At 64.5% G+C, this 11,670-nt stretch carries 11 protein-coding genes; 3 read left to right on the top strand and 8 right to left on the bottom strand.

Features of this window, described 5'->3' with window-relative positions; genetic code table 11:
- Positions 1-36: 36 nt before the first annotated feature.
- Positions 37-930, bottom strand: coding sequence for a rhodanese-related sulfurtransferase (locus AAGW05_RS15815; RefSeq protein ID WP_411805519.1), 894 nt, complete (start codon positions 928-930; stop codon positions 37-39).
- Positions 931-1,008: 78 nt separating this feature from the next.
- Between AAGW05_RS15815 and AAGW05_RS15810 the strand changes: the two genes are divergently transcribed.
- Positions 1,009-1,722: a GNAT family N-acetyltransferase gene (locus AAGW05_RS15810; RefSeq protein ID WP_411805518.1), complete on the top strand. Its 714-nt coding sequence runs from the start codon at positions 1,009-1,011 to the stop codon at positions 1,720-1,722.
- A 24-nt stretch (positions 1,723-1,746) separates the two neighbouring features.
- Positions 1,747-4,092, top strand: a complete 2,346-nt coding sequence (locus AAGW05_RS15805; protein ID WP_411805517.1) for a DEAD/DEAH box helicase — start codon at positions 1,747-1,749, stop codon at positions 4,090-4,092.
- 67 nt (positions 4,093-4,159) lie between these two features.
- On the opposite strand, the gene AAGW05_RS15800 is transcribed toward AAGW05_RS15805, so the two are convergent.
- From AAGW05_RS15800 to ssd, 7 genes are all read right to left on the bottom strand, one after another.
- Positions 4,160-4,531, bottom strand: a complete 372-nt coding sequence (locus AAGW05_RS15800; RefSeq protein WP_411805516.1) for an Rv3654c family TadE-like protein — start codon at positions 4,529-4,531, stop codon at positions 4,160-4,162.
- A complete protein-coding gene (locus tag AAGW05_RS15795; protein WP_411805515.1) occupies positions 4,512-4,973 on the bottom strand; it encodes a TadE family type IV pilus minor pilin in 462 nt (153 codons plus the stop codon). Before AAGW05_RS15795 ends, AAGW05_RS15800 begins: the two co-directional genes overlap by 20 nt.
- A gap of 133 nt (positions 4,974-5,106) precedes the next feature.
- Entirely contained in the window at positions 5,107-5,454 is a 348-nt protein-coding gene (locus AAGW05_RS15790) for a DUF4244 domain-containing protein (RefSeq protein WP_411805514.1), read from the bottom strand.
- A 173-nt stretch (positions 5,455-5,627) separates the two neighbouring features.
- The gene (locus AAGW05_RS15785; RefSeq protein WP_411805513.1) at positions 5,628-6,044 is read right to left on the bottom strand and encodes a type II secretion system F family protein; all 417 of its coding nucleotides are present in this window, start codon (positions 6,042-6,044) and stop codon (positions 5,628-5,630) included.
- Between the two features lie 200 nt (positions 6,045-6,244).
- Positions 6,245-6,649 carry a type II secretion system F family protein gene (locus tag AAGW05_RS15780; protein WP_411805512.1) on the bottom strand — a complete coding sequence of 135 codons (405 nt, stop codon included), beginning with the start codon at positions 6,647-6,649 and terminating at the stop codon, positions 6,245-6,247.
- 515 nt (positions 6,650-7,164) lie between these two features.
- Complete coding sequence (locus tag AAGW05_RS15775; protein ID WP_411805511.1) at positions 7,165-8,454, bottom strand: TadA family conjugal transfer-associated ATPase; 1,290 nt, start codon at positions 8,452-8,454, stop codon at positions 7,165-7,167.
- Positions 8,451-9,686 (bottom strand): septum site-determining protein Ssd, encoded by a 1,236-nt coding sequence (gene ssd, locus AAGW05_RS15770; protein WP_411805510.1) that lies wholly within the window; start codon positions 9,684-9,686, stop codon positions 8,451-8,453. Before ssd ends, AAGW05_RS15775 begins: the two co-directional genes overlap by 4 nt.
- 120 nt (positions 9,687-9,806) lie before the next feature.
- Here ssd and AAGW05_RS15765 point away from each other — a divergent pair, with 120 nt between their 5' ends.
- Positions 9,807-11,555, top strand: coding sequence for a bifunctional 3'-5' exonuclease/DNA polymerase (locus AAGW05_RS15765; protein ID WP_411805509.1), 1,749 nt, complete (start codon positions 9,807-9,809; stop codon positions 11,553-11,555).
- The last annotated feature ends 115 nt before the right edge of the window (positions 11,556-11,670 follow it).

Below are 11,670 nucleotides of genomic sequence, written 5' to 3'. Positions count from 1 at the left end.
ATCGCGTCAGCGATTTATCGGGCCGGCGAGTGGGGATTAGTTGGTGCAGCCCTGTGGGCACTGCAGTGTTTCGGGGGCGCTGGCGCAGTCGGTGCAGTACAGGTTCAGGTTGCGGCAACTGGGGTTTGAGCAGTTTTCAAACTTGTTGCTGGGGTTGCTGCAGCGGATGCAGTGGCCGATTTCCTTGGCCTCATCGCTGAATTCCATGTGCATGCGCTTGTCGAAGACGTACAGGGAACCTTCCCACAGGCCCTTGTCCTTGAAGGTTTCGCCGTAGCGGACGATGCCGCCGTCCATTTGGTAGACCTCTTTGAAGCCGCGGTTGACCATGAGGGAGCTGAGGACTTCGCAGCGGATGCCGCCGGTGCAGTAGGTGACGACCGGCTTGTCCTTGAGGTCGTCGTACTTGCCGGAGTCCAGTTCCTTGATGAAGTCGTGGGTGGTGTCGACGTCGGGAACGATGGCGTTTTTGAACTTGCCGATTTGGGCTTCGAAGGCGTTGCGCCCGTCGAAGAACACCACTTCCTCGCCCTTGGACTCCTTGTCGGCAACAAGCTCGTGGAGCTCTTCTGGCTTTAGGTGGGTGCCACCGCCGACAACGCCGTTCACGTCGACCTTAAGTTCGCCCGGTGCGCCGAAGCTGACGATTTCCTCGCGCGCCTTCACGCTCAGGCGGGGGAAATCATCCCCTGTGCCGTCGGACCATTTGATGTCAATGTCCTTGAACCCGGGATATTCACGGGTGGTCTTCAGGTATTGCTTGAGGTCCTTGATGTCCCCGCCAACGGTGGCGTTGATGCCGTCCTTGGAGATGATGATGCGGCCCTTGAGGCTGAGCTTTTCGCACAAGGCACGCTGCCAGAGCTTAATCGCTTCAGGGTCGCTAAGGGGGGTAAAGCCATAAAAGAGCACAATTTTGTTCATCGACACGTATTAAAGACTACTTTGCGCCGCCAAATGGCCCGGCTTTCATGGCTGCCGACAGCTTCGGGGGCATAGGCTGGAGACATGACTGATGGCGCCACTGAGCTTGCGGACCACGTAACAGCATGGTTCACCGGCTGGAGTGCACTGCGGAGCTATCAAAGCCGCACCGGGCCGGGGTTTTTTGCCGCTTTGCGTTTTGACCGCCGCGGCGATTGGGAGTATTTCACCTGCACCCCGACGCCCTCCGCCTTTGCCGCGGTGGCCTCCGAGGTGACCGCTTCAAAGCAGCGGGCGCTGTCCGTTTTTGGCCCTGATATTCATGGGTACGTGAAGCTGGCACACCGGTCCGGTATGGGGATGGTCTCAACGTCCGAACAGCTCATGGTCTGCGCCATGGAAACCCAGGACAACCAGGATCCCTTTTTAGGCGACCCCGAGCTTGTCCTGACGGTCAGGAGGATTGGTGGCAGGCATAGTGATTCTGCCTGCCAGGCCCGGTTTTCCGCTGCCATTCTGCATGGCAAAACGATCCTGGCCAGTGGAAGTGTCGGCATTTATGGCGAGTACGCGATCTTTGACGGGTTGGAGACGAATGCGGCGCACCGCCGCCATGGGTTTGGGATGTTGATGATGAAGACCCTGACCGCCCGCGCTCTTGACTACCCCGTCACTACGGGTTTGATTTTGGCCAGCACCGGCGGACAGCGCCTGTACTACAAACTTGGCTGGCGCTCCTTGAGCCCTGTGACCGTCCTGGTGCCGAAGGAGCGGCTGGCGGAGATGGCCCGGCTGTGATGGCCGCGGTGGCACAATGATGGAGTGCCTACCAATGATTCGCTGATTTCACTGCTGGGGGGAGGAGCCAACCCTCCCCAATTGCAGCATGTCCGCAGAATTCCGGCCCGCCAGGCGGTCAACGAGCAGTGGCCCGGTTGGGTTCATCCCGACATCGTCAGCGCCTATTCAATGCTCGGTGTTGCCGAGCCGTGGAGGCACCAGGTTGAGGGGGCCAATGCGGCCCACCGGGGTGAGCACACGGTGATCGCCACAGGGACGGCGTCCGGAAAATCCCTCGCCTACCAGCTGCCTGCCCTCGATGCCGTGCACCGTGCTGCGGCGCGGCTGGCGGAAAACCCCGGGCTGTTGGAGACCGACGGCGCCGTCGCCTTGTATCTCTCCCCCACCAAGGCGCTCGCGGCGGACCAGTTGTCTGCGCTGGATTCCCTGAAGCTGCCAAGCCTGCGCGCCGCCACCTACGACGGCGACACGGCTCCCTCCGACAGGCGCTGGATCCGCGACCACAGTAATTTCATTCTGTGCAATCCGGACATGCTGCACTTTGGGGTCCTTCCCAACCACACGTGGTGGGCCCGGTTCTTCAGGCGCCTCAAGTACGTCATCATCGACGAGGCCCACAGCTACCGGGGGGTTTTTGGTTCCCATGTGGCCGTGCTCCTGCGACGCCTTCGCCGCATCTGCACCCACTACGGTGCCAATCCCATCTTCATCGGGGCATCGGCTACCTCGTCAGATCCAGGCACATCCTTCGCCCGCTTGATCGGGGCGCCTGTCACAACAGTCACCGAAGACTGTTCCCCGCACGGCGCCACCACAGTTGCGCTCTGGGAGCCGGAGCTGACGGATTTCAAGGGTGAGAACGGCGCGAAGTCCCGCCGCTCCGCGATTGCCGAAACCTCCGACCTGCTGGCCAATCTCGTCTCCTCGCATGTGCGCACGATTGCGTTCATCAAGTCCCGGCGCGGTGCGGAGACCATCTCAAGTGTGACCAAACGGCTCCTGGACGACGTCGACCCCAGCCTTCCGCCGCGGGTCGCCGCGTACCGCTCAGGGTATTTGCCCGAAGAGCGCAGGGAAGTGGAGAAGGCCCTGCGCGCTGGCGAGCTGCTCGGTGTATCAAGCACCTCGGCCCTTGAGCTGGGCATTGACATCTCCGGGCTGGACGCCGTGCTCGTTGCCGGTTGGCCCGGCACCAGGGCATCCTTTTTCCAGCAGATCGGCCGGGCGGGAAGGGCCGGCCAGGATGCGCTGGCCGCTTTTGTGGCCAGCGACGACCCCCTGGACACCTTTCTGGTCCACCATCCGGAGGCCATTTTTGACCGGGCAGTGGAGGCCACAGTGTTTGACCCAGCCAACCCCTATGTCCTTGGCCCGCACTTGTGCGCAGCCGCCGCCGAGCTGCCCATCACCCACCAGGACCTGGCCATCTTTGACGCCAGCACCATCACGTTGCTTGACCAGCTGGTGACCCAGGGCTACCTGCGCAAACGGACTGCCGGCTGGTTTTGGACACACCCCCAAAGCGCCGCCGCCATGGTCAACCTGCGCGAGGACGGCGGAGGTCCCATCAACATCATTGAGGCTGATACCGGGGCACTGCTGGGAACCATGGGATCACCGCAATCCCACTACCAGGCACACACCGGGGCCGTGTACGTCCACCAGGGAACAAGCTACGTGGTGCTTGAACTGAACGAAGCAGACCACTGCGCCCTGGTCCGCCGCGGCACCCCCGACTTCTACACCACTGCCCGTGACGTCACCCAGATTGAAGTGCTCGAATCCACAAAGCATGAGCTGTGGGGGCCCGTGGAGATGCATTTTGGGCCGGTCCAGGTCCGCACGCAGGTGGTCTCCTTTCAACGCAAGGCCATGATCTCCAACGAAGTCCTGGGCGAGGAACCCCTGGAACTTGAGGCCCGCGACCTCTTCACGAAGGCAGTCTGGTTCACGCTCGACAACCAGACGATGATTTCCGGCGGCCTGGTGGAACCGCAGTTTCCGGGCGCCCTGCACGCGGCGGAGCACGCACTCATCGGACTGCTTCCGCTGGTTGCCTCCAGCGACAGGTGGGATGTCGGCGGTGTGTCCACTGCCATTCATTCCGACACCGGACAGCCAACAATTTTTGTTTATGACGGGCATCCGGGCGGAGCCGGCTTCGCTGAGCGCGGCTTTGACATGGCCAGGGTGTGGATCAAGGCGACGATGGAGGCCATTGAAGCGTGTGAGTGCCCGTCGGGGTGCCCCTCCTGTGTCCAGTCGCCCAAGTGCGGCAACAAGAACAACCCGTTGGACAAGGCAGGCGCCATACTTCTGCTCAAGCTTCTGCTCGGCAACGCCTCAAGGGCCAACGCACCCGGTTAGTTGCCCTGTTCAGTTTTCAAGGAGCTTGCGCAGCAGCGCGCAGGGACTGGTGACTGGGCCGGGAAGTTCAGCGAACTCCCGGTAGGACAGTGTCCGGAGGTGGGCCCGCCCTCGCCCTGCCCGTTGATGGCCACGGCAGTGCCATCTTGACGGTCACTTCCACCTGGACGGATTGGTCTCCCGCCAAGGTGCATTCCACCAATGAAGCTCCGTGCCGGGCAGATACCTCCCCGGCAATGTGGCACGGGTTCCCCGGGACGAGACCCCTGTAGGCATCTGCTGCGGCCAGCGCCGCCAAATCGGCGGCCGTGGCCGCCCTTGACGCCGCGACGGCTGCCTGACCAACACCCAATGCCAGGACGGTGAGCAACACCATGGCAAACGCCAATCCGGCAGCGAGCACCGTACCAGCGCCTTCCTCACCCCTGAACAAGGACACCTCCCAACGTTCCCGCCGCGGTTGCCTCGCACAGCCCCGTTCTCAGCCTGCATTCCGGAGTGCGCACCCACCGCCACAACGATGACTTGCGTGCCGTGGATCCGTCGGACCGCATATTGTGTCCGGCACTCTCAACCCTCGCGCTGGCTTGGGCTGTTTGGGTCCACGGAACCAGTCCTGACAAGGCCCCGCCCACGCGTCCCCGAACCGTGACTGTGGCATAACCCACGGACAGGGCCAGCGAGACTGAGGCGTCGGAGCCCGATACCCGTGCCACAGTGTCCTGAACCTGGACCAGCGAGTCGCCCCGGGCCAGGGCCCTGGCACCGGCGCGGGCGCCTTCCTCCAGCCGCAGTTGGAGCATGCCGGCAGAAACGCCGAGCAGCAGGACTGCCAACAGCACCGTGAGCGCCGGAAGCACCACTGCCAGTTCGGCTGTCACCGAGCCCCGCATTGTCCTTGCCCAACAGCCGCCGCCCGTTGAGGCATGATCCAGCGGAGCGGCATGAACTGCCTGTGGGGATTCTCTCGATGCTTTCACCTTAAGCCTCCTGTCGGGCCTGTCTTGCCGGCGGCTAAAAGCTCAAGGCTGTGCGAATGACGTTCAAGAGGAAACCACGCACTTCGTCACTCTTAAGGATCACCACCAGAAGCCCGGCGAAACCCACGGCCGCCAGCGTTGCAATCGCGTATTCGGCAGTTGCCATTCCGGCTTCCATGCCGTCCTTGGCCCACTTCCTTGCCCGCTTCGCCCCGGCCAGACCCAGCGCAGGCTGCTCCGTTTCCGCCGGCCAGGCGGGGTTGGGAGGGTTCAGCACAGGCTTGTTCATGCTGGCGCCGGGAAAGATTTCGCTGACATTCCCGCCGTCGAAGACCTCCTCTGCCCCGGGTGCCAATCCCGTTGCTGCGTCGTTGTTTTTCATTTCAACTCCCTTGTTCACAATGCTGCATCACTTCTGGCACCGGGCCCCGGCAAGATGGCCTGCCAGAATCCGATCATCCAACTCTTCTCCCCGCACGGTCTAGGAAAAAGGCCCCAACGGCGTTTGGTGGAGTGCAACGGTGGCGGCTGTTGCTGTGGATGAATGAACATCGGTCAGAGCTTCGGAATCATGGCCATCACCACGGGTACGATCCCCAAGGCAATGAAGGCCGGCAAGGAACAAAGACCGAGTGGCAGGACGAGTTTCACGCCCAAGGCGGCGGCACGCTTTTCCGCATGGCGGCTGGCGGCAGTCCGGCATCGCCGCGCCTCGGCGTAGAGGAGCGGCGCAGCGGATGCACCCGTCAACGCACCGAAGCTCAGAGCGTCATGAATTTGAGCCACGTCGGCGCGAACGGTATTCCCGTCCCAGGAATTTTGCCAAGACGCCCCAATCTCCAGGCCTGCCACTACGCGCAGCAGGCTGTCCCGGATTCCCGGCGCCGAGATACCGGCCACTGTGCCCAAGGCGCCCTGGACAGTCAGCCCGGAGTCCAGTGCCGTGCCCAAAAGCTGAAGCAGCAATGGCACCGAGGCCACTCCCCCATATGGGGCCGATGGCGACTCTCCACCACCGTCCACGCGCGCCGGTACGGTTCCACCGCCTACTGGAAACCTGCGGGTGGGGCCCATTCCCCGATCGGGGAGCAACACGCCACTCCCCCTGTGTCCGCCCCACAGGCAGAAGGCTGCCAAGGCCGCCGGGACGAACACCATGAGTGCACCCATGGTCAGCCCCTCCTCCGCGCGTGGACGGAGGGCCACAGTACTTTTGCGTCGGCCAGATGCCTTGTTCCCCGCTGGGCGGGGCGTGCAGCATCGGCAATCATCCTCGCCGACCAGATCCGTCCCACAACGGCAAAACCCACGCCGGCTCCCAGCACAGCCCATCCCATGGGATGGCCGAAAAGCACGGCCAGCGGATCCACACCCATCAGCACCCCCAGACCCAACCCAATGAAGGGAAGCCAGCTTAACAGCCGCATCGTGGCACGGGGGCCCGCGAGCGCGGTTTCCCTCAAGGCCGCAGCATCCTGGTCTGCCTCAATGGTGTCCGCCAGGCGTTCAAGTACGCCGGCAACGGATGCTCCGCTGTCCTCACACACCTCAAAACACGCGGCCACATCAAGCCACATGCGTAGCTGCTCCTCCGTCAATGGCGCTCGGCGTTGCCCCGTGGACCGTCTCCGGCCTGCCTCCGCGACGGCGCAAGCATCGCGTAGGGCGGCGGCTGTGGGAAGCCCCAGTATGCCTGCGCGCCTCACAGCCAGGACCAGCAGGAGTGTGGCGTCTGCCTGTATTCCCTCTGACCCTTCGTCCACTGGTCCGGCAGGATGATCCGGCTGCCAGCCATGATTCCAAAGTGGCCCACGTGTTGGGGCCCTCGCGTTTTCCCGTGTGCGGTGTTGTTCCACTTCCAGTACGAGGGCCAGCGCCTCCCACAGGAGTGGTCCCGTGCGTCCTGCTGCCATCAGCGATGCCAACTGGCGTACAAGTCTTGGAAGCGACTGTGGTTCCGCCTTACCCGGCCGGCTCCGGTGGAAACCACTCGCACGGATCCACCCGCCGCCCGGGGGTGCCCGCCATGCGGCCCGTTGGAGGCTGAAGAGGCAGCAGGCTGTTGCAGAAACGGCAAAAATCAGCAGTGCGGTCATGGCTGGGTGCCACGTGGTTTCCCGGAATCCCCCATTCCCGGCGGCAAACCAAAGATTCTGTCCAGCCCCAACCGCTCAGCGAGGGGCGGCCAGCCAGGTCCTGCAACAAGGTCGGCACCGTCCGGGTCGTCATGCTCCCGCCCCGGTCCTGAAGACGCCAGGGACAGTGCAGTAACCACTTCAAGCCTGCCGCTGTGCAATTCCACCACTGCAATCTCTGCCACGATGCGCCGCCCCTTGATCCGGGTCAGGTGGATGACGACGTCGAGCGCACTGGCGCCCTGCAGGAACACGGCTTCCGGGGACATAAAGGCGAGGGCGCCCAGCGCCGCGAGCCGGGCGGGGACGTCGCGGGCGCTGTTGGCATGGATGGTTCCCCCACCCCCGCAGTGGCCCGTATTCAGGGCCATCAGCAGTTCGCGGACTTCCCGGCCCCTGCACTCACCGACAATGAGACGTCCCGGATTCATGCGCAGCGCCTGCCGCACGAGTTCCGCCAAATCCACGGCTCCGGCACCCTCGGTGTTTTCATGGCGGGCTTCCATGGTCACCACGTGCGGGTGTTCGGGTTCCAGTTCGGCAGCGTCCTCGATGAGCACCAGCCGTTCCCTTGGCGGGCACAGGCCCAAAAGTGCTGAAAGCAAGGTGGTCTTCCCGGCCCCGGTTGCACCGCTGATCAGGAAATTCAGCCTGCGGGCAATGACGGCTTCAAGAATTTCGGCAAAGCCGGGCCCCACGCTTCCGGCAGCCACCATTTGGGCCAGCGTGAGTACGGTGCGACGCTTAATGCGGATAGATAGGAGGGTTCCGGTGGCGGAAATCGGTGGTAGCACCGCATGGATGCGGTATCCGGAGGCTGTCTTGACATCCACGCAGGGGCTGCCTTCGTCGAGCCGGCGCCCGCCGCTGGCCACGAGCCTGACGGCGAGCGCGCGTAGTTCACTTTCACTGGAAAACCGCACCGCCACCCGTTCCGGCCCCGCCCCGCGGTCCTGCCATACCGAGTTGGGGGCATTGACAAAGATGTCTGTCACCTCGGGGTCCTTCACCAGCCCCTGCAGGGGACCCAGGCCGTTGAGTTCGGCGGTAATCCTTTCCATGGCGACCAGCGATCCTGCCGCCCCGAGCAATCGTCCGCTTTCCCGCACGGCAGCGGCGACCTTCAGGTCTGTCACCGGCCCGGCCTGCGCCAGGATGCTGCGCCTCACGACGTCGAGCAACTGCGCGTCCACGGCACCGTCCCATGGCCCCGCTGCCGGACCGTCCGGTTGTGGTTGCGCGGTCATGGCAGGGTTCCTGCCGCAGCCATGCCGTCGTTTGGTCTTCGGCCAGTGTTGGGGTCATCCCCTGCCATCCAGTCCAGAATGTTCGCCACGAGTGCCTGCACTGGCCGCCGTCCCAAGAGTTCGGGAAGACGCCGCGATTCCATCGCCTCAGCCAGCCCCCGCATCCTGGGCAGCCTGCCCACCATCGGCATGCCGACCGCGGCAGCAACCATCGGGGCATCGAGCCCCTCCCCCAAAGGGCCGGACACCACGGCGGCCACAGGCTTGGGCGGCAGTGCCAGCCGCATTTGCAGAGTTGCTGCGGCGGCGCGCGCCTTTCCCGGCAGCACGACGGCGACCCCGTTGCAGTGGGGCGCCAGGCCGTTGACGGCGTCGGGGGTCCTGCCCACATCAACAACCACCAGGCCGTAGGCCCCCCGCGCAGCACGCATGACCTCACCCACCGCAGTTCCAGCCCGCTGCTGGGAGTGCGCCGGGGAAGCAGGCTGCGGGGATGGCAAGGACCCGAACGAAGCAGTGCCAAAGGGCCGGGTCGGCTGCTGCCGCGCAGTGTCCCACGAGAGCAGTGCCAGCCCCTCGATGTGCGGGAGTGCAGCCGCCAATTGCTCGGGATTGATGGCACCCGAGGCCCGCAGGAGCTCCGGCCAGCGCAGGCCCGGAACATCCTGCGCCGACAACGCCGTGCACAAGCCGCCACCCCATGGGTCCCCATCAACCAGCAACGTCCGCACACCCTGGCGTGCAGCCCCTGCCGCCACCAGAACTGCCAGGGTGGATGCGCCCGCCCCGCCGCATCCGCCCAGAATCCCCACCACTCCGGCACCCGAGGCAGGCTTCCGCAAACAACTCAGGTAATTGGCAAGCCAAGGCGCGGATTCGGGCAGAATGGCCACTCTGTCGGCGCCCATCCGCTCGGCCTGCTGCCACACCTGCGCCGAGTCGGCGGAAAAGCCGACCACTGCGGTTGGACCTCTCCACCCCGCAAGCGCTGCATCCACTGCAACCTCGGCATCCAAGGCTGCATCGATCAGCACCGCGGCCAGGTCCCCCCATCGACCGGCGGCCTGCTCCAGCCCCTCCCCCACGACAAGTTCGACGTCGGCCGCCGCACTGACGCGCCCCACCGCACCTTGCAATTCCGCGGAAGCGGACAGCAGCAAAACTGTGGTGTCCCGGCGCGGAAGCCAAGGTTCCGGCACAGTGCCGAGGGGAAGGCCGTGACTTTTTCTCATGGGGCAACTGTGCCGCCGCCCGCCAGCAGGTTCCACACCCTGGGGCCGCAAAGTGGGGAAGTCGGCAGGCAGCGTCCGTTGTGGAGGAATAAAGCGGGCCACCAGTGGAGAATAGAACTTATGTACGCATTGCTGGCCGAGGGTCCCGAGGGTTCCACCGCCGTGGTCCAGCTCAGGCACGACGACGGCAAGCCCGCCTCGGACGCCCGGACGGTGGCCTTGGCCGCACTGGGTCCGGCTGTGCAGAAAGTGGAAGACGCCCATCACCCCCGCTGGGTGTGGGAGAGGACCGCCAAGTGGTACCCGTTGCTGCTTTCAGCGGGAGTGCGCGTGGAAAAATGCCACGACCTCGCCCTGTGCCAAAACATCCTGCTTCATTCTGCTTTTGCAGCCTCAACCGGATACAACCAGCGAGCCACCCCGCTGCCTCCGGAAACTGACCCGGTGCGCCACGGCCTATCCCCCGCCGGACAACAGGCGGGCCAGGACAGTTTATTTGATGCCCCGGCGGCAAACCCGGCCACGGCTGCCTGGGATCTTGCCACGGTGGCCGGGGAACTGGGCGCCCAAAAAACGGCCGTTCATTCCTCCACACACCCAGCAAGGCTCGCACTTTTGCTCAGTGCGGAATCTGCGGGTGCATTGGTCGCTGAGGAGATGCAATATGAAGGCATCCCTTGGAGGGAAGACCTGCACAGGAGGCTGCTCAATGACTTGCTCGGACCCAAACCCATCAACCACGACCGCCCGGAAAAGCTGGAGGCCCTGGCGGGGCAGTTGCGCACCGCCCTAAATGCCCCTGCCCTGAACCCGGATTCCCCGCAGGACCTGATCCGGGCCCTGCATCGGGCCGGGATTGAGGCAAAATCCACCAGGAGCTGGGAACTGCGGGAGTTCAAGCACCCAGCCATTGAACCGTTACTGGCCTACCGAAAGCTCAGCAGGCTGTTCACCACCAATGGCTGGGGCTGGCTTGAGCAGTGGGTCCGTGACGGGCGCTTCCACTCCGAGTACGTGGTGGGCGGCGTGGTTTCGGGGCGTTGGGCCTCCCGCGGAGGAGGCGCCATGCAGATTCCCGCCCAAATCAGGAGCGCAGCCGTCGCCGACCCCGGCCATGTGCTCATCGTTGCCGACGCCGCCCAGCTCGAGCCGCGGGTGCTTGCCGCACTGGCCCAGGATTCCGCCATGGCTGCCGCGGGCCGGGACTCCGAGGGAAACAACACGGATCTCTACGCCGGGATCGCGGCCCAAGGATTCGGCGGCGACCGCAGCATGGCCAAGATCGCCCTGCTGGGTGCCATCTACGGTTCAACCACGGGTGAATCCGGCAGGCTTGTGCCCCAGCTGGCCCGCATGTACCCACGCGCCCTTAACTACGTTGAGCAGGCTGCCCGCGCTGGCGAGCGCGGCGAACGCGTCAGCACCTATCTGGGCCGCAGCACCCCGCCCGTATCGCAGGAATGGCTCGACGGCCAGCGCAGTTCCTCCGCCCAGGAGCAGCGCCGCGCCGAGTCGGCGGCCCGCTCCCGCGGCCGTTTCACCCGTAACTTTGTGGTCCAGGGAACGGCCGCGGAATGGGCCTGCTGCTGGTTGGCTGAACTACGACGGCGGCTGCGGGCCCTGCCGCCCACCCCACCCGGCGCCGGGGGAACGCCTGACCCGGGTGCCACAACTGTGCAGGAGGCACCTCACATGGTCGCGTTCCTGCACGACGAGGTCATGGTGCATTGCCCCCTAGGCATGGTGGATGACGTCACCCGGATTGTCCACGAGTCATCCCGGGCTGCCACCGAGCTGATCTTTGGAACGATGCCGCTGGAGTTTCCCGTCAATGTCAGTGTTGTCCAGTGCTACGCGGACGCGAAATAGTTAGGCTGGGGGAAAGAAGAGGGACAGGCCACGTGGAAAGCAGCGTCATGACCCGCCAGGAAACCACTGCGCAAGCCCGCGGCACCCGCGGAGTTCACCCCGATCAGCTTTTTTG

Origin of the sequence: Arthrobacter sp. LAPM80 (assembly GCF_046736435.1) — a bacterium.
Taxonomy (GTDB): domain Bacteria; phylum Actinomycetota; class Actinomycetes; order Actinomycetales; family Micrococcaceae; genus Specibacter.
This window is presented reverse-complemented; position numbering and strand designations above follow the sequence as displayed.

What these genes read in the sequence shown, in the direction of transcription:
- AAGW05_RS15790 (WP_411805514.1), bottom strand. Translation starts at nt 5,454, where the DNA reads ATGAAAAACAACGACGCAGCAACGGGATTGGCACCCGGGGCAGAGGAG.
- AAGW05_RS15780 (WP_411805512.1), bottom strand. Translation starts at nt 6,649, where the DNA reads ATGTGGCTTGATGTGGCCGCGTGTTTTGAGGTGTGTGAGGACAGCGGA.
- AAGW05_RS15765 (WP_411805509.1), top strand. Translation starts at nt 9,807, where the DNA reads ATGTACGCATTGCTGGCCGAGGGTCCCGAGGGTTCCACCGCCGTGGTC.
- ssd (WP_411805510.1), bottom strand. Translation starts at nt 9,686, where the DNA reads ATGAGAAAAAGTCACGGCCTTCCCCTCGGCACTGTGCCGGAACCTTGG.
- AAGW05_RS15810 (WP_411805518.1), top strand. Translation starts at nt 1,009, where the DNA reads ATGACTGATGGCGCCACTGAGCTTGCGGACCACGTAACAGCATGGTTC.
- AAGW05_RS15775 (WP_411805511.1), bottom strand. Translation starts at nt 8,454, where the DNA reads ATGACCGCGCAACCACAACCGGACGGTCCGGCAGCGGGGCCATGGGAC.